Genomic DNA, 19,635 nt, shown 5'->3' with positions numbered 1-19,635 from the left:
TGCGATCAGGGCATCAGCTGGCCGCCATTGACCTCAATGACCTGGCCGATGATGTAGCCGGAGAGGCTTTCGGAGGCGAGGAAGAGGTAGGCGCCGACGCATTCCTCGGGCGTGCCCATGCGGCCCTGCGGCACGGTGGCGATGTTGGCCTTGAGCTGGGCTTCGGTCGAGTAGCGCTCGTGAAACGGCGTATCGATCACCCCGGGCGCCACCGCATTGACGCGGATGCCGAAGCCGATCAACTCCTTGGCCATCCCGCGGGTGATGTTGCTGACCAACGCTTTGGACGAGCCATAGAGCCCGGCGCCATTGCTGGCGCCATTGCGCGCGGCGATGGAGCTGGTGTTGATGATAAAGCCCCCCTGGCGCTTGAGGTGGGGGATGGCGGCGCGTGATGCCGCGATCACCGAGCGGCCGTTGAGGTCCATGACCTTGTCGTAATAGGCATCGTCCATATCGGCATAGGCCATTCGACCGACCATGCCGCCGGCATTGTTGACCAGGCCATCGAGCCGGCCGAAGGCCGTGGCGGTATCCTCGACGGCGCGGGCGATCTCGGTGGAGCGCGAGGCATCGGCGCGCACGAGGAAGGCGCTGCCGCCGGCATCCTTGACCGCATTGGCGACCGCCTCGGCAGCATCCTTGCTTGAATTATAGTGCACGCCGACCAGCGCGCCCTGGGCGCCGAGCGCCTTGGCGAGGGCGGCGCCGATGCCGGTCGAGGCACCGGTGACGAGCACGGCCTTGCCGGCAAGATCGGGGATTGTGAGCTGCGTCATGCTGGCCTCGGCTTGGTGATGGGATGCCGAAGTGATAGGAGGCTGTTAGCGCTAATACAAGGGACAGGCATGGGCAGACCGATCGTTCGGCTGAAGGACATTGCGGACAGGACCGGCTTTTCGGTGAATACCGTGTCGCTCGCCTTGCGCGACAGTCCGCGCATTCCCGCCGATACGCGGCAGCTGATCCGCGACGCGGCCGAGGCGCTGAACTACCTGCCCAACCATATTGCCAAGTCACTCGTGAGCCGGGAGACCAGGACGATCGGCCTGGTGCTGACCTCGATCACCAATCCCATCCTGACGCGGGTGGCGCAGGCCATCGAACTGCGATTGGCGGAGAAGGGTTACCTGACGCTGTTCGCCACCTCGAACGGCGATGCCCAGGAGGAAAAGAAAGTTATCGAGATGTTCCGCTCGCGCCAGGTGGACGGCATGCTGATCTATCCGCGCAGCCATCGCGAGCTCGACCATATCCGGCGCGTGCGGCTGGCGGGTCATCGGGTTGTGCTGCTGGCCGGCGACCCCGACGCCGATGTGGATGTGGTGAGCATGGACACGCGGCAGGGCAGCTACAAGGCGGCGCGCCACCTGATCGAGCGCGGTCACCGTCGCATTGGACTGATCGATGGCGGCCAGCAGCGCGGCAATCTCGAGAAGCGAGAAGGCTATCTGAGGGCGCTGGCCGAGGCCGGCATTGCCGATGACGCGGTTCTCCATGCGGAGCCCGGAACGCATTCGGTGATGGCGGGCCACGCGGCGATGGCCGAGCTGATGGCGCGTGGCAACCGCATGACGGCCGTGTTGGCGGCGACCGATTCCATGGCGCTGGGAGCGCTGCGCTGGGCAAAGGAAAATGGCCTGCAGGTGCCTGGCGACATGGCTATCGTGGGCTTCGACAACATCGAATTTGCCGAACATGCCGCGACGCCGATCACCAGTGTGGACTACGCGGTGGACACGGTGACCGAGCTGGCGGTTGACCGGCTGATCGAATTGATCCAGGCGGGCGATGGCCTGCCCGGGGCCCGGGTTACGCTGATCGAGCCGGATCTGGTCGTGCGCGAGAGTTCCAGCGGCAGCTAGGAGCGATCGCGAAAGCGCCGCTGGTATTCCGGATCGTAGAGCGAACTCTCGCGGAAATCCTCGGTGCCCAGGCCCTTGCCGACGAAGATAATGGCGGTGCGCTCGACCGGGTCGGCGGCAAAGCGCGCTTCGATATCGCCGAGGGCTCCGCGGATGATCTTTTCGTCGGGCCAGCTGGCGTGGAACACCACTGCCACCGGGCAATCGGCGCCATAGAGCGGTGTGAGTTCGGCCACCACGCGGTCGAGCGCATGGATGGCCAGGTGAATGGCCAGCGTCGCGCCCGTCGCGCCGAAGGCGGCCAGGTTTTCGCCCTCTGGCATGGGCGAGGCGCGGCCGGAGACGCGGGTGAGTACGAGGCTCTGTGCGGCGGCAGGGATGGTTAGCTCGCGGCCCATGGCGGCAGCCGCGGCAGCGAAAGCCGGAACGCCGGGGGTGAGCGAATAGGGGATGCCGAGGCGGTCCAGCCGCCGCATCTGCTCGGCAACGGCGCTCCAGACGGAGAGATCGCCCGAATGGAGGCGCGCCACATCTTGTCCAGCTTCGTGGGCGCGGAGGTACTCGGCCTCGATCTCGTTGAGCGACATGGGTGCCGTGTCGACGATGCGCGTACCGGGGCCGCACCAGGCGAGCATTTCAGGGGGCACGATGGAGCCGGCATAGAGGCAAACCGGACAGCGGGCGAGCAGGTCGCGCCCGCGCACCGTGATGAGATCTGCCGCGCCGGGCCCGGCACCGATGAAATGGATGGTCATGGGTGGTGCCCTTTCTCACCTCTCCCTTCGGGGGAGAGGTCGACCCTCTTGGGTCGGGTGAGGGGGCCTTTCCCGCGCTCGGTACGAGGAGAAGGCCCCCTCACCCGGCGCTGCGCGCCGACCTCTCCTCCGGGGGGAGAGGTGAAAAAAGAATGCGCGGTCATGACTTGCTCCATGCCCATTGCACGATCGGCATGGCGGGGCGCCAGGCGGTCATGCTGCCGATGGTGTCGGCGCGGTCGACCGCGAGGCGGGTTAGGCTACCACCCAGGTCTGCATGGCGGGCCAGCAGCATGGCCTCCAGTTCCAACGTCACCGCATTGGCGACGAGGCGTCCGCCGGGCCGCAGGGCCGCGATGGCAGCATCAAGCACGCCGGGATCGGAGCCACCGCCCCCGATGAAGATGGCGTGGGGCGGTTCGAGCCCGGCCAGGGCCCCCGGTGCAGTGCCGGCGATGACGGCAAGGTCAGGCACACCGAAGCTGGTGGCATTGCGGGCAATGCGGGCGGCGCGCTCGGCATCGGCCTCGATAGCAATCGCTTTAAGGCTGGGATCGGCGAGCATCCATTCGATGGCTATCGAGCCCGAACCAGCGCCAATGTCCCAGAGTGTTTCGCCACGCCGCGGTGCGAGGGTCGCCAGGGTCAGCGCGCGGATTTCGCGCTTAGTGATCTGCCCGTCATGCTCGAAGAGGGCGTCGTCGAGGCCCGGTGTCAGCGGTAGTACGCGGGCGCCGGGCAGGGCGACGACGCTGATGGCGCAGATGTTGAGCGGGTTAATGCCATCGAGCGCAAAGCGCATGGCGACATGCGAGCGCACGGTTTCCTCGGGGCCGCCAAGGGCTTCGAGGACGGTAATGATGGAAATGCCGAAGCCGGCTTCGGTAAGAAGGGCCGCCAATTGCGCCGGGCCATGCTCGTCCGAGGTCAGGGCCAGGATGCGGGCACCGGGATGGAGGTGCGGCCGGACGAGGTCGAGGGGACGGCCGTGCAGGGAAAGCGAGACAACCTCCTGCAGCGGCCAGCCAAGCCTGGCGGCTGCCAGGCTGAACGAGGACGGATGCGGATAGACCTGCAACTGGCTGGCATCGACGTGGCGCGCCAGGGTGGCGCCGACGCCGTAGTGGAACGGATCGCCCGAAGCGAGTACGCAGACCGCATGGCCGCGCAAGGCAAGGACGGCATCAATCGAAGCAGAGAATGGCGACTGCCACGGGTGCGGCTCACCCTTGATGGCCGACGCAGCGAGTTCGAGGTGGCGCGCGCCGCCGAAGACGTGTGTGGCACCGGAAATGGCGGCCTTGGCGGCGTCGCCCAGGCCGGCAAGACCGTCCTCGCCGATCCCAACGATGCTCAGCCAGCTCACGTGCCACCGCCCGTTGAGCGTGGCGACAGCACCAGCGGGGACATGCCGTCGCGCTCGATGATGCGGGTTTCGGGGGAGCCAATGATGACGCACGTGGCCATGTCAGCTCGACCAGGGTCTGCTTCGGCCAGCGTCATGATCGTGATGGCTTCGTCGGGCCGGCCGGCGGCCCGGCCGAAGATGACCGGGGTCGACCAGGGCAGCGCTTCGCGCAGGATGGCGAAAGCGGTGCCCAGCTGCCACGGGCGGGCCTTGCTGATGGGGTTGTAGAGCGCAATCACGAGGCCTGCGGTGGCCACGGCACGCAAGCGGGCCTCGATGACCGTCCACGGCTTGAGATTGTCCGAGAGCGAAATGGCGCAGAAATCATGGCCGAGCGGCGCGCCGGCGCGGGCGGCGACCGCCAGCATGGCGGTGACGCCGGGAACGATCTGCAGATCCACGGCGCGCCAGGCCGGCGGCCCGGCTTCGATGGATTCGAGCACGGCGGCGGCCATGGCGAAGACGCCGGGGTCGCCGCCCGAGACGACGCAGACCCTTTCACCGGAGGCGGCGGTGTGCAGCGCATCCTTGGCGCGGGCCAGTTCCTCGCGGTTGTCGGAGGCGACGCGGCGCTGATCCGGGCGAAGGGTCAGGCGATCAAGATAGGGGCCGTAGCCGAAGAAAACATGGGAGGCCTCGATGGCCGCCAGCGCTTCCGGCGTGGTCTGGTCGGGATTGCCGGGGCCGGTGCCGACCACGAACAGCTTGCCACTCATGGCCTTGTGCTCCAACCGGGCACGAGCACGAGGGCGAAATAGGGCGCAACATCGTCAGCCTTGTCGATCAGGCGCATATGCAGGCCATTGGCCATGGTGCCGCGTTCGACATAGACGGCGGTGTCAAGCCGGCCGGCCAGTTCCAGGGCGCGGCGGATCTTTGGCAGGTTGCGCCCCACTTTCATAATCACGGCGCCATCGGTGCCCTCGAGCCGGGTGCGGAGATCGACCTCGTCCAGCGTGCCGGGAAGCACCGACAGAATGTCGTCGCCCTGCACCAGCGGCAGGCCGGAGGCCGACCAGCAGCCCGACATGGCGGTGATACCGGGGATGACCTCGGTGGTGTAGAGCGGGGCCAGACGCACATGGATATGCATGTAGCTGCCATAGAACAGCGGGTCGCCCTCGCTGAGGACGGCCACGCTACGACCGGCATCGAGATGAGCGGCGATGCGCGCGGCGGCCTCGGTGTAGAAGGCCGAAGTGGCGGCCTTGTAGTCGTCGTGGCGACGATCGATCTCGGTGGTGACCGGGTAGCCGAGCTGCTCTTCGACCTTGCCGTCGAGCAGATCGGCGACGATAGCGCGGGCATTGCTGGCATTGCCCTGCTTGGCGAAATAGGCCACCACGTCGGCGCCCTCGATGGCCCGCACGGCCTTGAGGGTGAGCAGGTCCGGATCGCCAGGACCGGTGCCAACGCCAATCAGCTTGCCGGTCATATGCCTGATCTCGCCAGGCCATTGAGCGCGGCTGCCGTCATGGCCGAACCACCCAGGCGGCCGCGCACGATGGCATAGGGCACGCCATAGGAATTCTCGGCCAGGGCGGCCTTGGATTCGGCGGCGCCGACGAAACCGACCGGCATGCCGATGATGGCGGCGGGCTTTGGTGCGCCGTCGCGCAGCAGTTCGAGGAGGAAAAACAGGGCGGTGGGGGCGTTGCCGATGGCGACGATCGAACCGGCAAGCCGCGGCAGCCACAGGCGCAAGGCCGCGGCGGAGCGGGTATTGCCGATTTCGGCGGCTATAGTGGGCGTCTGCGGATCTCGCAGGGTGCAGATCACGTCGTTACCGGCCGGCAGGCGCGCAGCGGTAACGCCGCGGGCCACCATTTCGGCATCGCAGAAGATCGGCGCGCCGGCAGCCAGCGCAGTGCGCGCATCGCTGACGAAACCCGGGCCGAATTCGAAATACTGCGCGGCCTCGACCGAGCCGGCGGCATGGATCATGCGGACGGCGATATCGGCCTCATCGGCGGAAAAACGCGCAAGGTCGGCCTCGCCACGGATGATCGCGAAGGAATGGCGGTAAATCTCGTCGCCATCCTTGATGTAGTCGTATTTGGGCATCGTCATCCTTGCGCAGCGGGACCGAGCGCGGTCGCGAGCTGGTCGGCGCGGAGCACCGTCACGGGCGTATCGCCCGCCACTCCGTCGATGACAAGGCCGTATCCGTCCGGCCGGCCCACCAGCGTCAATGCGGCGCGGCGTGGATGGGCACAGCCCTTGGCGCAGCCGGCCACATGCAGGTCAGCGTGGTGCTCCATGATGCCGGCCAGGCGGTCGGCAACCTGGCGGGCCGGGATATGCCCGGAGGCACAGCCATCGGTGCCGATGCAGGCGCTGATGCGCCGGCGCGGATCGGCCGGATCGACGATGAAATCGGTTTCGTCCAGCTCGTCGACGAATCCGTCCTCGGCGCCGATGGCCAGCAGCGCATGGTGCGGCGCCAGTCGAAATTCGGTGACGCCATGGGTCTCCGCCAGGGCCGCAAGGTCGACCAGCGCCTGCCACGGACTGGCCCCGAAGGGAAGGCCCAGGCCGATGACTGTCACCGCCCGGAGGCTGCGCGGCCCGATCGGCGTAGTGCCTGGCTGCAGCGGCATGGCTGCATCGATGCAGAGATGCCCAAGGGCGGCCAGCAACTGGATATGTGCCAGGTCGCTGGCGCGCGTGTCTGGTCCATGGCTTGCCAGCAGCGACAGCACCGCGAGCGCCGCCTGTGCCGGCTGCGCCGTGGCGCCGAAATATTGCTTGCCGGCAGTGATGGTCCAGCTTCCGTCCGGCGTAGCGACCAGGCGAATATCGGCCTTGAGGTTGGCCAGGTTGAGCTGGCCATTGCCATCGACGATGACAGTCACCTTGGGGCCAAGGCGCGATGCCAGCGCTGTGGAACCATCACGGATTTGCCGAGCCACCGGGCGCGGGTCAAGGATCTCATAGGGGTCGTTGCCGGCCAATGGTGGTGTTTCGACGACCAGACCACGCTCGATGCCCACCACCGCCTCTACCGCGCGGGCAAAGGGGCCAGCGCCGGCAGCGCGCAGCCCTCGAACCTGGAGGTTGCCGCGCGCCGTGATCTCGACCGCGCCATTGCCGAAGCTGCCGGCGATATTGGCCAGCTTGCCCAGCGCTGCGGGCGTCAACCGGCCACCGGCGATACGCAGGCGGGCCAGGAGGCCGTCTCCAGTCTGCATGGGCGCATCGAGCGACGGACAGGCGCCGCGGCGTGCGCCGGCAATAGGCAGGGCAATAGACATGGCAAGGGTGTAGCGGATTGGTGGCGCGGGGCCAAGCGAACGATGACTAATCTCGCTTGCGCAGCAGATAGGTGTCCATGATCCAGCCGTGACGTTCCCGTGCAGCCTTGCGGGTGGCAACGATCTCATCGCGGACATCGCCCAGCCGGCCGGCAATGGTGATCTGGTCCGGCGTGCCCAGATAAGCACCCCAGAAGATGTCGAGATCGGGGTCGGCGTTCAGGAAGGCAGTCTGGCCGTCCAGCATGACCACGGTGTCATCGTGTACGGGGCCAAGGCGGCGGCCGGTGGTGATGTGCACGGGCTCGCCGATGCGGTTGAGCGCGATGCCGTGGGCGGCGGTCAGCGCCTGGATGGCGGTAATGCCGGGAATTATCTCGACCGCGAAGCGGGTCCCCAGCCGCTCGATGATACGGATGGTGGAGTCGTAGAGGCCCGGATCGCCCCAGACCAGGAAGGCGCAGGCGCCACCGTCCGGCACGTCGGCCAGTAGCGCCTCGAAGCGGCCCGCCAGCGCTGCGTGCCAGTCATCGACGCCGGCGCCATAATCGGGATTGGCGGCGTCGCGTTTGGGGACGCCGTACTCGACCGTCCGGCCGGCCGGGTTGGTGACATAACGGGCGACGATTTCGCGGCGCAGCTCGGCGAGGTCACCCTTGCCGGCGCCCTTGTCGGGAATGAACAGCACATCGGCGCGGTTGAGCGCGTTGATGGCCTGCACCGTCAGATGCTCGGGATTTCCGGTGCCGATGCCCACGATGAGAATGGTCTTCATGGCTTCTCCTTGCCCCAGGGCAGGAGTGTTGACAAGGCAACTCAGCCGCAGTATTCAACCAATCAGTATTATACAAAACGGTTGAATTTAGATGGCCGACCCCCTGAGCACCACGCTCGCTGCCCTCGCCGACCCCACCCGCCGCGCCATCCTGGCCCGGCTGGCTTTGGGCGAGGCCAGCGTCAACGAGCTGGCCAAACCCTTCGACATGACGCTGGCCGCCGTCTCCAAGCACATCAAGGTGCTCGAAGGCGCGGGCCTCGTCAGTCGCGGCAGGCAGGCGCAATGGCGCCCCTGCAAGCTGGAGGCCGCGCCGATGCGCGACGTGGCCGCCCTGGTCGAGTTCTACCGCAAGTTCTGGGAGCAGAACCTCGACCAACTCGATGCCTACCTCACCAAACTGCAGACCCCCGAAACGAAAACGAAGAACTGACAAGGAGACACGACATGAACGCCCAGACCTTCCCCAATCCCTTCAAGACCGAATTGCCCGCCGACGAACCCCTGATCATCATGTCGCGCACCTTCGACGCGCCGCTCGACCTGGTGTGGACGGTGTGGACCCAGAAGGAGCACGTCGCCTACTGGTTCGGCCCGCGCGAGGACAATGAAGTCGTCGAATATGACGTCCGCGCCGGCGGCAAGTGGCGCATCGTCTCGACCATGAGCGATGGCTCGGAAGTGGTCTTCTTCGGCACCTATCTCGCCGTCGAGCCCAAGACCATGATCCGCAACACTTTCGTCGTCGAGGGCCAGTTCGAGGAAGACAGCCGGTTCTATGAAGAGCACCGCTTCGAGGAGCGCGACGGCAAGACCTATTACCGCTCGGTCAGCAAGGTCGATTCCATCGAAGCGCGCGACGCCATCGTCGCCACCGGCATGGAATGGGGCGCCAATGCCAGCATGGTCAAGGTCGACGAGATTTTGCAGCGGCTGAAGACGGGGGCCTGAGCCCGGAAGCTTCCGCACCCGCCGGACAGCACCTCCCCCTCGATGGGCTGGGAGGGGGTGTCGGTTGGCCCGAATATTCGGGCCAAACACCCCCCACCCTTGATCCCCCCGCAAGGGGGAGGGTGTCGACTGAAAAATCGAGGCTCAATTCGCCCCTTCGCGCGCCAGAAACGCCCCCAGCTGATCGAGCAGCTGCGAGGTGCCTTGGCGGCGAATGTCATTGCCGTCGCCGGCAAAGCCGTCAAGGAACGCGCCGTGTTCGGTCATGACCAGGGTGGTGTGGTCACCATCGTGCCTGATCTCGAAACTCGTCAGCGACACCGAGATGCGCACATCGTCCAGGTGCATGTCATAGCTGTAGATGATACGCTCGTTGGGCACGATATCCTGGTAGATCGCCCGAAACTTGTGCACCGCGCCACCGGGCGGACCGCCGACGCTGGTCTCGATGCCGCCCACGCGGAAATCCATGTGGTGCTCGTCCTTGCCCCAAGCCTCAGGCGGGTTGAACCACTTCTGCTTGGTCGCCTCGTCGCTCAACGCCTTGAACAGGCGCGCCGGCGTAGTCTTCCAGCGGCGCTCCAGGGTGAAGCTGCCATGGGTGATGGTGCGCATGGTCACGTCTTGCTGTCCTCGTCTTCGGCAGCAAGCAGGTCGCCCAGCCGGTCGAGCCGCTTGACCCACATGGTGCGGCGATCGTTGAGCCATTGTTCTGCCAGGCTCAGCGCCTCGGGCTGGATCTGCACGGTGCGCACACGCCCAACTTTCTGCGAGCTGACCAGCCCCGAATGTTCCAGCGCCTGCAGATGCTGCACGACCGCGGGCAGGGACATGGCAAAGGGCTTGGCCAATTCGCTGACCGATGCCGGGCCGCGGCTCAGCCGGTCGATCATCGCCCGGCGCGTCGGGTCGGCCAGCGCCTGGAACATCAGGTCGAGATTGGATTGTTGGTTAAGCATAATATTAAGTAACAAATGAGAGGTAGCGATGTCAACGCGCTTGACCTTCCCATTGGGGAAAGCTGCACAAGCCTGCATCAGCCTCGATACTGGAGTTCCGACATGAAGACCTTGCTGCTCACATCTGCCCTTGCACTCGCTCTGGTCGCCCCGGCCTGGTCACAGGATCATGCCGGACACGGCATGGCCGCTGGGACAGGGAGCGCGGCCACGGAGGGCTACAAGGCTGCCAATGCCAAGATGCACACCGATATGGATATCGAATATTCCGGCGATGCCGATGTGGACTTTATCCGCGGCATGATCCCCCATCACCAGGGTGCGGTAGACATGGCGCGGGTCGTGCTGGAACACGGCACCGACCCCGAGGTCAAGGCGCTGGCCGAAGGTGTGATCAAGGCGCAGGAAGAAGAAATCGCCTGGATGCAGGCCTGGTTGGCCAAGCATGGGATGTGAGGGCTACCACCTCTCGCCCAAAACGGAGAGATGAAGACCGGCCACGCTCGTTCCTAAGCCTTCACATACACCCACGCAGCCCGGCCGGAGGCGAGCGTCACCAGTTCGCGCTTGTAGTCGGAAACTTCGTATTCATCCGCCGCATCAAGTTCGGCCGGAGTAACGGCGAAGACCTTGCCGGCGACGCTGTCGGCGGGGTCGCCGGTCCTGATGACGATGGGGTGGAAGCGCTGGCCGCTCTTGCGCAACACTTCGGGGTCGGTGATCTCGACCATTGATTGGCCAAAGCCGGGCATGGCGTCGTCCTCGCCCTCAAGTAGGCGTTTGAACTGCGCCAGTTGCACCTCGGGCAGTTGCAGCGTGCCATAAGAGAACAGTAACTCGCTACGATCGTCTGGCATGGTCGCTCCCTTCCGGCCGGCTGACCGAATTCCGCACGATGAGTTCGGCGCGCAGCAACACTTCGGACCGGCGTGGCTTCTTGCCTTCCAGCAAAGCCAGCAGCAGGTCCATCGCTTCCTCGCCGATCTTGAGGCGTGGCTGCTTCATGGTGGTCAGCGACGGCGTGACGAAGCTGGCAAAGGAAATGTCGTCAAAGCCCATCACCGAAAACTGGCGCGGCAGGTCGTATTTGCGGGCATTGAGCGAGATGATGACGCCCAGCGCGGTCGCATCGTTGACGCATAGAAATGCGGTGGGCAGCAGGTCGCGCACGAACATCTGCTCGGCGGCGGCGCGCCCAGACTCGGTGGTGCCGTCGCCATCCAGGATCAGCCGCGTATCGACGGTGATGCCTGCGCCCAGCAAGGCGGCGCGATAGCCCTGCTCGCGTAACTGGTTGACGGCCTTGCTGGTGGAGTGGCCGATAAAGGCGATGCGACGGTGCCCCTGCGAGATCAGGTGCTCGGCTGCCACGCGGGCGCCCTCGAAATTGTCGACGCCTACAAACGGCACGTCGCTATTGGGCACCGGCTCGTTGACCGCGACGATAGGCGGCAGGCGCGTTTCCCCGCCCTCGCTGCCGAAGCCATAGGGCAGGTGGCCGGTAAACAGGATCAGGCCATCGGCCTGGTTGGAACTGATGAAGCGCAGATAATCGGTTTCGCGGGTGGCATCGTTCTGCGTGTTGCCGATCAGGACGCCATAGCCGCGCTTGCTGGCCTCCGTCTCGAGCCCGACCAGGATGTTGGAAAAGTTCGGGTCGCCCACATCGGGCGCCAGGATCAGAATCATGTTGGAGCGCCGCATGCGCAGCGAGCGCGCCATGGCATTGGTGGTGTAGCCGGTGCGGGCGATGGCTTCGTTGACGCGCCGTCGCGTTTCGTCGGCCACCTTGGTCGGCTCGTTGATGGCGCGGCTGACCGTGGCGATGGATACGCCGGCGATCGCCGCAACGTCCTCGATGGTGGCCAGCTTCTGATGCTGCAATTGGCGCTCCGCCCCGCGCGAACCGGCTCGGCGTCCCGCTTTTGTTGCCTTAGCAGAAGGCGCGGGTTGCGCCAGACCTACGGCACACGGTTATACAGATTTCGAATTGTGTAAACCTTTACATCATTCATGAAAACCTTTACATCACTCGCTCAAGGACGAAGAAGCGGGTCAGCCGCCAGCGTCCGGGGGAGGGGTTCAGCTATGTCCAGCGCCGAAGGCACGCCCGCGCCGATCATCCTGTCAGCCAACAGGATATCGAAGTCGTTCGGCGAGATTCCGGTGCTGTTCAGCGTCGACTTCGACATCCGCCCCGGCGAAGTCCACGCCATCATCGGCGAGAACGGCGCGGGCAAATCGACCCTCATCAAGATTCTCAGCGGCATCGAGCAGCCAACCTCAGGCTCCATCAGCTTCGATGGTCAGACGGTTGTCCTGCCGCCCAACGGCGCCGCAGAGTCCCTGGGCATCGTGCTCATCCACCAGGAGCAGAACCTGGCCGAGCACCTGACGGTTGCCGAGTCGATTTTCCTGGGCCGCGAGCTCAAGCGCTTCGGCTTCCTGGACATCGGCGAGATGCGCAGGCGCGCCCATGCCGTAATGGAAATGCTGCATGTGCATGTCGATCCCGATGCACGCATCAACACGCTCTCGGTCGCCGACAAGCAGATGGTCGAGATCGCCAAGGCGATCAGCCGCGACGCCCGTGTGCTGATCATGGACGAGCCGACCGCCGTTTTGTCGGTAGGAGAAACCGAGACCCTGTTCGAGCAGATCCGCCGCCTAACGGCGCGCGGCGTGGCGGTGATCTTCATTTCCCACAAGCTCGACGAGATCATGGCGCTGGCAAACCGCGTCACCGTACTGCGCGACGGCCAGCTGATCGCCACTGTCGGCACCGAGGCGCTGACGCCCGATTCCATCGCCCAGATGATGGTGGGCCGCGAACTTTCCAACCTCTACCCACCCAAGCACGAGCCCGACGTCGACGCGCCGGTGGTACTGGGCGTGCGCAATCTGGTCGCCAAGGGCGTCAAGGATATCTCGTTCGACCTGCGCAAGGGCGAAATCCTGGGCTTTGCCGGGCTCATCGGCTCAGGCCGCACCGCCGTTGCCGAGGCCGTGGTTGGCCTCACCCATCGCAGCGGCGGCGACATCACCCTCAACGGCAAGCCGGCCAACTTCTCGCGCGTCGCGCAGTCGGTCGATGCCGGCCTCGCCTATATGACCAAGGACCGCAAGGGCAAGGGTCTGCTGCTCAACATGGGACTGCGGCCGAACCTCACCCTGCTGACGCTGAAAAAGCATATCAAGGCCGGGTTCCTTGATGGTTCCAGTGAGACCCGGGCGCTCGAGCGCGCGGTGCGCCGCTTCGACATCCGGGCGCGCGACGCTGCGGTCGCCGTGGGCCGCCTGTCAGGCGGCAACCAGCAGAAGCTGATGCTCGGCAAGACCATGGAAAGCGAGCCGGACATCATCATCATGGATGAACCGACGCGCGGCATCGACGTGGGCACCAAGCAGCAGATCTATCACATCATCGCCGCCCTGGCCGCCGAGGGCAAATCGATCATCCTCATCTCCTCGGAAATGCAGGAGGTGATCGGCCTCAGCCATCGCGTGGTGGTGATGCGCGAGGGGCGCCTGGCCGGCGTGCTCGAAGGCGCCGAAATCACGGAATCGGAAATCATGCGGTACGCCGCAGGCATCAAACAGAGTGAGCATCATGACCGCATCAGCGCCTGATACGGCCGCAAAACCCTCGCGCGGCTTCCGCGTCGACCTCAAGACCGTCGGCCCGCTGCTGGCGCTGGCCATGCTCATCCTGCTGGGCATCACGCTCAACGAGAACTTCCTGACCTACAACAACCTGACCAACGTCCTGGCGCGCTCGAGCTTCATCGGCATCATCGCCATCGGCGCGACATTCGTCATCACCTCTGGCGGGCTCGACCTGTCGGTGGGTTCGATGGCCGCGGTCATTGCCGGCGTCATGATCATGGTGATGAACTGGCTCATCCCCAGCATGGGCATCGGCTGGAGCGTCGTGCTGGCGGGCATGGCGGCGGGCATCCTGCTCGGTGGCGTGGCCGGCGTGTTCAACGGCGTGATGATCACCCGCGGCCGCATCGAAGCGTTCATCGTGACCTTGGGCACCATGGGCATCTTCCGCTCGCTGGTGACGTTCCTCGCCAATGGCGGCACGCTGTCGCTGAACTTCGAAGTCGCCGACGTCTATCGCCCGGTCTACTACGATGGCCTGCTCGGCGTGCCATGGCCGATCATCGTCTTCGCGCTGGTCGCGATCGGCGGCGAGCTGGTCATGCGCTACACCGCCTTCGGCCGCTACTGCGCCGCCATCGGCTCCAACGAGCAGGTCGCCCGCTACTCCTCGATCAATGTCGATAATGTGCGGCTGATGACCTACATCCTCCAGGGCATCCTGGTGGGCGTCGCCGTGCTGCTCTATGTCCCGCGCCTCGGCTCGGCCTCCAGCACCACGGGCGTGCTCTGGGAACTCGAAGCCATTGCCGGCGTGATCATCGGCGGCACGACCCTCAAGGGTGGCTATGGCCGCATCTGGGGCACCGTGGTCGGCGTCGTGATCCTCGGGCTCATCGGCAACATCCTCAACCTGCAAAGCCTCATCAGCCCCTATCTCAACGGGGCCTTCCAGGGCGTCATCATCATTCTGGCAGTGCTGCTGCAACGCGGCCGTCGCACGGCCTGACCAGACAACCATTTACATCGCCCAACCAAGGGCACTTTCGGGAGGACTACGAATGAAACTAGCTAAATCCCTCATGGCAGCGACGGTTCTCGTCGGCGGCCTGACCGGGGCGGCTGTCGCCCAGGACAAGGTGACCATCGGCGTTTCCGTGCCGGCGGCCGACCATGGCTGGACCGGTGGCGTCAACTACTTCGCCCAGCAGGCTATCGAACGCCTAGGCACCACCTATCCGGACGTCGAGTTCGTCTTTGCCTCGGCGCCCGACGCTCCCAAGCAGATCGCCGATATCGAAGACATGGTCGCCACCCGCGGCATCGATGCCCTGGTGATCCTGCCCGGCGACCCGGACGCGATGACCTCGGCCATCAAGCAGGTCAAGGATGCCGGCAAGTTCGTCACCGTGGTGGACCGCCAGCTGTCGATCGACGGCGTGGAGAACCTCTACGTGGCCGGCGACAATCCGGGCCTGGGCGCCAACTCGGCTGAATACTTCAAGGAAGTCATGCCCGACGGCGGCAACATCGTCATCCTGCGCGGCCTGCCGATCCCGATCGACGCGCAGCGCTTCGACGCCTTCATGGCCGGCATCGAAGGCACCAACATCAAGGTGCTCGACGACGAATTCGCCAACTGGAACCGCGATGACGGCTTCAAGGTGATGCAGGACTTCCTGACCCGCTTCCCCGACATCAAGGGTGTCTGGGCACAGGACGACGACATCGCCCTGGGCGCCATCGAAGCCATCAAGCAGGCTGGCCGTGAAGACGAGATGTTCATCGTCGGCGGCGCCGGCATGCAGCAGATCCTGCAGGCCGTTGCCGATGGCAGCGCCCTGACCCCGATCGACGTCAGCTACAGCCCGGCCATGATCGCCACGGCCATCGAGCTGACCACCTCGCACTTCACCGGCGGCATCCAGGTTGCCGGTCGCTATATCCTGGACTCGACCGTCATCACCAAGGACAACGCTGCCGAGTTCCTCGATCCGGAAAGCCCGTTCTGATCTCCCAACGCGGAACGGAAATGCGAAGGGCGCCCACTGGGCGCCCTTTGTTTTTGGGGATCACCGGTGACCCAGGTTCGGTGTTGCGGTGGGACACCTGCACAACTTGTCGCAGGAACCCGGTGGCCCTCCGAGCATTGGGGGACGGGCCTCGGGCGACGCCGGACGATTTGGTGCCGCTGAGGCCCACCAATCACACAGCTTCGGGCGTATACCCCGCCTCGCGAATGGCTTCCTCGCCCTTGGCGCGGTCGCCGGTGAAGCTCACCTTGTGGGTGTCCAGGTCCACCGAGATCTCGGCACCCGGCAGCGCTTCCTCCAGCGCCTTGCGTACCGTGCCGACACAGTGGCCGCAGGTCATGTCGTTGACAGTGAAAATGGTCTTGTCGGTCATATCTAGTGTCCTTTCGAGATCGGGTGTTCGCCCGCCAGGTCGTCGAGAATGGGGCAATCGGGGCGATTGTCGCCGGTGCAGCAATGGGCCAGGTGCTTGAGGGTTTTGACCATGCCCTGCAGCTCGGCAATCTTGTTTTCAAGCGCCACGATGTGGCCGGTCGCCACCTCCTTGACCTCGGCGCTGGCCCGGGTCTTGTCCCGCCACAGCCCGAGCAGCGTGGCGGTTTCCTCGACCGAAAAGCCGAGCGTCCGGGCGCGCTTGACGAAACGCAGCACATGTACCTCGTCCTCGCCATAGACCCGGTAGTTGCTGTCGGTCCGCAGCGGCGCGCGGATCAGGCCGATGGATTCGTAGTAGCGGATCATCTTGGCCGAAACGCCCGTGGCGCTGGAGGCTTCGCCGATATTCATGGGGTTACTCCTTTCACTGCCCGCAGGCGCTGCGCATTGCCGACAACGAAGACCGAGCTGAGCGCCATGGCACCGGCGCCGATCATCGGGTTGAGCAGGATGCCGAAGGCGGGGAACAGCGCGCCCGCTGCGACCGGGATCAGCAACACGTTGTAGCCGAAGGCCCAGAACAGGTTCTGCCATATGTTGCCCATCGTGGCGCGGCTGACCGTGAGTGCGTTGAGCACCCCCTTGAGGTCACCGCCCAGCATCACCACGTCGGCGCTCTCGATGGCGGCATCGGTGCCGGTACCGACAGCGATGCCGATGTCGGCCTCTGCCAAGGCCGGCGCATCATTGATACCGTCGCCGACATAGGCGACCGGGCCGAGTTGGCGCAGGCCCTTGAGCGTCGCCACCTTGTCAGCCGGCAGCACTTCGGCGCGGACTTCGTCGATGCCGAGCTGCCTCGCGATGGCCTGGGCAGTGCGCCGGTTGTCGCCCGAGATCATTGCCGTCTTGAGGCCCATGGCATGGAGAGCCGCAATCACCGCCTTGCTCGAGGGCTTGACCGTGTCTGCCACCACGATGGCGGCGGCCAGCTTGTCGTCGATGGCGGCAAAAACCGGCGTCTTGCCTTCATCGGCCAGCCTGTCGATGGCTTCCGCGAAGTCGGAGAAATCGAGATGGCCCAGATGGCGCTGCGAACCGATGCTGACCAGCCGGCTATCGACGCGGGCGGTGACGCCATGGCCCGAAACCGCCTGGAAGTCGGTAACGGCACCGAGGGTCAGCCCGGCCTTCTCGGCGGCAGCCACAATGGCGTCGCCGATCGGATGCTCCGATTTCGCCTCGACCGCGGCCACCAGCGCCAGCACCTCGTCATGCTCGAAATCATCATCGAGGATGAGGTCGGTCAGCGTGGGCTTGCCCTGGGTCAGCGTCCCGGTCTTGTCGAAGGCCACCACCTTGACGTCGCGCAGCTGCTGCAGTGCTTCGCTCTTGCGGAACAGAACGCCCAGTTCGGCGGCGCGGCCGGTACCGACCATGATCGAGGTCGGCGTGGCCAGGCCCATCGCACAGGGGCAGGCGATGATCAAAACCGCCACCGCGTTCACCAACCCGAACGTATAGGCAGGGTCGGGGCCCCAGATGGCCCACACCGCGAAAGTGGCGACGGCCAGCGCAATCACCGCAGGCACGAACCAGGCGGTGATCTGGTCGACGACGCCCTGGATCGGCAGCTTGCCGCCCTGGGCTTCCTCGACCATGCGGATGATCTGCGCCAGCATCGTGTCGCCGCCCACCTTGGTGGCACGGAAGCTGAAGCTGCCCGAGGTGTTGAGCGTGCCGCCAATGACATCGGCGCCAACTGATTTGGAGACGGGCAGGGGCTCGCCTGAAATCATCGACTCGTCGATATGGCTGGCCCCGTCGACAATCTCGCCATCGACAGCGATCTTCTCGCCGGGGCGGACCAGGATGATATCGCCGGCCACCACCTGCTCGATCGCCACTTCCACCGCCTTGCCGTCGCGCTGCACACGGGCCGTCTTGGCCTGTTCGCGCACCAGCCGCTGGATGGCTTCGCCGGTACGGCCCTTGGCCAGGGCCTCGAGCCAGCGACCGACGAGGATCAGCGTCACGATGACCGCGGCGGCCTCGTAGTAGATGTAGCGCGTGCCTTCGGGCAACAGCTGCGGCGCGAAGGTGGCGACCACCGAATAGAGGTAAGCGGCGCCCGAACCGAGTGCGACCAGCGAGTTCATCTCCGGCGCGCCGCGGATCAGGGCGGGAATGCCGATCTTGAAGAAGCGCCAGCCGGGCACGAACAGTACGATGCTGGCGGCGATGAAATAGGCCGTCCACAGCACGTCCATCGAAACGACGGACATCAGCCACATGTGGAACGGCATATAGAGATGGCCGAGCATTTCGAGCACGAAAAGCGGCAGGGTCAGTACGCCGGCGATCAGGGTATCGCGCCGCAGGATGGCCGCATCCTCGTCGTGATGCTGATGCCCGCCATGGGCGTGATGGTGCATCTCGGGCGTCTTGCTGCCCTTGTAGCCGGCCTTGGCAATGGCCGCGAGCAGCGCGGCGTCGTCGCCGCCGCTGACCGTGGCGCGCTCGGTCGCCAGGTTGACCGACGCCGATGTGACGCCAGGTACCTTGAGCAGCGACTTCTCAACCCGCGCTACGCAGGAGGCGCAGGTCATGCCTTCGATATCGATGGAAACGGGCTTGGTATGGACGTGTTCATTCATGGTGTTTCACCTCGTCCTCAGGCATATAGACCTTCCAATCATGGGAAGGTCAAGAGGGTGCCTGCGGCAGGTTGGCGCTGCGACAGTTGCGCGGCTTAAACGCTTGACGGGGGAGGCCTATATCGAGGCTGTCAGGAGACGAGATGCCCGCGGCGAGAACAGCCCGCCGCACTCATCCGCACACGGCGGGCCTGTCTCCGACAGTTCAGGAGACGACGCCATGCAGCACGTCCGCAGTGACATCCACAACTCGGCTACCCCCGTGCTATGCCAGAGCTGCCAGTCCCGTCACCAGGGCATTTGCAGCGCGCTGTCTCCCGAGCAGCTGCTGGCACTGTCGCGCCATACCCGACGCGTCCACCACGACGCTGGCGACGAACTATTGGCCGATGCCGAGCCGATTACCAGCTACGGCAATGTGCTGCGCGGCGTGGTCAAACTTTCCAAGGTACTGGAGGACGGCCGTCATCAGGTCGTCGGACTGCAGTTTGCCCCCGATCTGGTCGGCCGACTTTTCGCGCAGGAAAGCCGCGTCACGGCTGAGGCTGCCTCCGATGTCGACCTCTGCCTGGTGTCCAAGGAGGCCATGGAAGCGCTGGTGCGGGAAAATCCGGCGCTGGAACATCGGCTCATGCTGCAGACCCTGCGCGAGCTCGACGAAGCGCGCGATTGGATGGTGACGCTGGGCCGCAAGACCGCCGCCGAGAAAGTGGCCAGCTTCCTCTATCTCATCGCCAGCCATATCGACCCCACCGGCGAGGTGACGACCTTCGACCTGCCGCTGAGCCGCGCCGATATCGGCGATTTCCTCGGATTGACCATCGAGACGGTGAGCCGCCAGATGAGCAGGCTCAAGGCAGATGGGGTAATCGAGATCGAGAATTACCGGCACGTATCCGTGCCCGATCTGGCGCGGCTGCGGCTGCGCTGCGGGTAGGGGACTACGCCCCCACCCCCACCGGACGTCACCCTCGGGCTTGACCCGAGGGCTCTTCAC

23 protein-coding genes are annotated in these 19,635 nt (G+C 65.2%); 8 read left to right on the top strand and 15 right to left on the bottom strand.

Features of this window, described 5'->3' with window-relative positions; all coding sequences use genetic code 11:
* Positions 1–5 precede the first annotated feature (5 nt).
* Complete coding sequence (locus tag JI749_RS15585; protein WP_201655982.1) at positions 6–779, bottom strand: SDR family NAD(P)-dependent oxidoreductase; 774 nt, start codon at positions 777–779, stop codon at positions 6–8.
* A 69-nt stretch (positions 780–848) separates the two neighbouring features.
* Between JI749_RS15585 and JI749_RS15580 the strand changes: the two genes are divergently transcribed.
* On the top strand, positions 849–1,865 hold the full coding sequence (locus JI749_RS15580) for a LacI family DNA-binding transcriptional regulator (protein WP_201655979.1): 1,017 nt from the start codon (positions 849–851) through the stop codon (positions 1,863–1,865).
* Here the strand turns inward: JI749_RS15580 and cobM are convergent.
* The 7 genes from cobM to cobF form a co-directional block, all read right to left on the bottom strand.
* Positions 1,862–2,620, bottom strand: coding sequence for a precorrin-4 C(11)-methyltransferase (cobM, locus tag JI749_RS15575; RefSeq protein WP_201655977.1), 759 nt, complete (start codon positions 2,618–2,620; stop codon positions 1,862–1,864). The two genes, JI749_RS15580 and cobM, sit on opposite strands and share 4 nt — an antisense overlap.
* 160 nt (positions 2,621–2,780) lie before the next feature.
* Complete coding sequence (gene cbiE, locus JI749_RS15570) at positions 2,781–3,986, bottom strand: precorrin-6y C5,15-methyltransferase (decarboxylating) subunit CbiE (RefSeq protein ID WP_233280785.1); 1,206 nt, start codon at positions 3,984–3,986, stop codon at positions 2,781–2,783.
* Positions 3,983–4,744 carry a precorrin-3B C(17)-methyltransferase gene (locus JI749_RS15565; protein WP_201655974.1) on the bottom strand — a complete coding sequence of 254 codons (762 nt, stop codon included), beginning with the start codon at positions 4,742–4,744 and terminating at the stop codon, positions 3,983–3,985. Before JI749_RS15565 ends, cbiE begins: the two co-directional genes overlap by 4 nt.
* Positions 4,741–5,463 (bottom strand): precorrin-2 C(20)-methyltransferase, encoded by a 723-nt coding sequence (locus tag JI749_RS15560; protein WP_201655971.1) that lies wholly within the window; start codon positions 5,461–5,463, stop codon positions 4,741–4,743. Before JI749_RS15560 ends, JI749_RS15565 begins: the two co-directional genes overlap by 4 nt.
* Positions 5,460–6,092: a precorrin-8X methylmutase gene (locus tag JI749_RS15555; RefSeq protein ID WP_201655968.1), complete on the bottom strand. Its 633-nt coding sequence runs from the start codon at positions 6,090–6,092 to the stop codon at positions 5,460–5,462. The genes JI749_RS15560 and JI749_RS15555 overlap by 4 nt, the downstream gene beginning before the upstream one ends.
* A 2-nt stretch (positions 6,093–6,094) precedes the next feature.
* Positions 6,095–7,282, bottom strand: a complete 1,188-nt coding sequence (cobG, locus tag JI749_RS15550; RefSeq protein ID WP_201655965.1) for a precorrin-3B synthase — start codon at positions 7,280–7,282, stop codon at positions 6,095–6,097.
* 46 nt (positions 7,283–7,328) lie between these two features.
* Positions 7,329–8,057, bottom strand: coding sequence for a precorrin-6A synthase (deacetylating) (cobF, locus tag JI749_RS15545; RefSeq protein ID WP_201655962.1), 729 nt, complete (start codon positions 8,055–8,057; stop codon positions 7,329–7,331).
* Positions 8,058–8,148: 91 nt separating this feature from the next.
* On the opposite strand from cobF, the gene JI749_RS15540 reads away from it, so the two are divergent.
* Positions 8,149–8,490, top strand: a complete 342-nt coding sequence (locus JI749_RS15540; RefSeq protein ID WP_201655960.1) for an ArsR/SmtB family transcription factor — start codon at positions 8,149–8,151, stop codon at positions 8,488–8,490.
* A 14-nt stretch (positions 8,491–8,504) separates the two neighbouring features.
* The gene (locus JI749_RS15535) at positions 8,505–9,008 is read left to right on the top strand and encodes an SRPBCC domain-containing protein (protein WP_201655957.1); all 504 of its coding nucleotides are present in this window, start codon (positions 8,505–8,507) and stop codon (positions 9,006–9,008) included.
* A gap of 144 nt (positions 9,009–9,152) precedes the next feature.
* On the opposite strand, the gene JI749_RS15530 is transcribed toward JI749_RS15535, so the two are convergent.
* Together JI749_RS15530 and JI749_RS15525 are read right to left on the bottom strand one after the other, a co-directional pair.
* Positions 9,153–9,623, bottom strand: a complete 471-nt coding sequence (locus JI749_RS15530) for an SRPBCC family protein (protein ID WP_233280947.1) — start codon at positions 9,621–9,623, stop codon at positions 9,153–9,155.
* Positions 9,624–9,625: 2 nt separating this feature from the next.
* Positions 9,626–9,967: an ArsR/SmtB family transcription factor gene (locus JI749_RS15525; RefSeq protein WP_201655951.1), complete on the bottom strand. Its 342-nt coding sequence runs from the start codon at positions 9,965–9,967 to the stop codon at positions 9,626–9,628.
* Between the two features lie 102 nt (positions 9,968–10,069).
* Here JI749_RS15525 and copM point away from each other — a divergent pair, with 102 nt between their 5' ends.
* Positions 10,070–10,423 (top strand): CopM family metallochaperone, encoded by a 354-nt coding sequence (gene copM / locus JI749_RS15520; protein WP_201655948.1) that lies wholly within the window; start codon positions 10,070–10,072, stop codon positions 10,421–10,423.
* Between the two features lie 53 nt (positions 10,424–10,476).
* Here copM and JI749_RS15515 read toward each other — a convergent pair whose 3' ends face one another.
* Complete coding sequence (locus tag JI749_RS15515; protein WP_201655945.1) at positions 10,477–10,824, bottom strand: gamma-glutamylcyclotransferase family protein; 348 nt, start codon at positions 10,822–10,824, stop codon at positions 10,477–10,479.
* Entirely contained in the window at positions 10,808–11,851 is a 1,044-nt protein-coding gene (locus JI749_RS15510; protein WP_201655942.1) for a LacI family DNA-binding transcriptional regulator, read from the bottom strand. Before JI749_RS15510 ends, JI749_RS15515 begins: the two co-directional genes overlap by 17 nt.
* A 204-nt stretch (positions 11,852–12,055) precedes the next feature.
* Between JI749_RS15510 and JI749_RS15505 the strand changes: the two genes are divergently transcribed.
* Genes JI749_RS15505 through JI749_RS15495 form a run of 3 tightly spaced genes read left to right on the top strand, consistent with a single transcriptional unit; the run spans position 12,056 to position 15,585 of the window.
* Positions 12,056–13,597, top strand: coding sequence for a sugar ABC transporter ATP-binding protein (locus tag JI749_RS15505; protein ID WP_201655939.1), 1,542 nt, complete (start codon positions 12,056–12,058; stop codon positions 13,595–13,597).
* On the top strand, positions 13,578–14,582 hold the full coding sequence (locus JI749_RS15500; protein ID WP_201655936.1) for an ABC transporter permease: 1,005 nt from the start codon (positions 13,578–13,580) through the stop codon (positions 14,580–14,582). The genes JI749_RS15505 and JI749_RS15500 overlap by 20 nt, the downstream gene beginning before the upstream one ends.
* A 52-nt stretch (positions 14,583–14,634) precedes the next feature.
* Entirely contained in the window at positions 14,635–15,585 is a 951-nt protein-coding gene (locus JI749_RS15495) for a substrate-binding domain-containing protein (protein WP_201655933.1), read from the top strand.
* A 193-nt stretch (positions 15,586–15,778) separates the two neighbouring features.
* Here JI749_RS15495 and JI749_RS15490 read toward each other — a convergent pair whose 3' ends face one another.
* The 3 genes from JI749_RS15490 to JI749_RS15480 are packed head-to-tail and all read right to left on the bottom strand — an operon-like array spanning position 15,779 to position 18,638.
* A complete protein-coding gene (locus JI749_RS15490) occupies positions 15,779–15,979 on the bottom strand; it encodes a heavy-metal-associated domain-containing protein (protein ID WP_201655930.1) in 201 nt (66 codons plus the stop codon).
* 2 nt (positions 15,980–15,981) lie between these two features.
* A complete protein-coding gene (gene cueR / locus JI749_RS15485) occupies positions 15,982–16,392 on the bottom strand; it encodes a Cu(I)-responsive transcriptional regulator (protein WP_201655927.1) in 411 nt (136 codons plus the stop codon).
* Entirely contained in the window at positions 16,389–18,638 is a 2,250-nt protein-coding gene (locus JI749_RS15480) for a heavy metal translocating P-type ATPase (protein WP_201655924.1), read from the bottom strand. The genes cueR and JI749_RS15480 overlap by 4 nt, the downstream gene beginning before the upstream one ends.
* Before the next feature lie 220 nt (positions 18,639–18,858).
* On the opposite strand from JI749_RS15480, the gene JI749_RS15475 reads away from it, so the two are divergent.
* Positions 18,859–19,575: a Crp/Fnr family transcriptional regulator gene (locus JI749_RS15475; protein WP_201655922.1), complete on the top strand. Its 717-nt coding sequence runs from the start codon at positions 18,859–18,861 to the stop codon at positions 19,573–19,575.
* Positions 19,576–19,635 lie beyond the last annotated feature (60 nt).

It is taken from the genome of Devosia oryziradicis (assembly GCF_016698645.1).
In the GTDB taxonomy this organism is placed as follows: domain Bacteria; phylum Pseudomonadota; class Alphaproteobacteria; order Rhizobiales; family Devosiaceae; genus Devosia; species Devosia oryziradicis.
The sequence above is the reverse complement of the archived record's forward strand: the minus strand, read 5'-3'. Positions and strand labels throughout refer to the sequence as shown.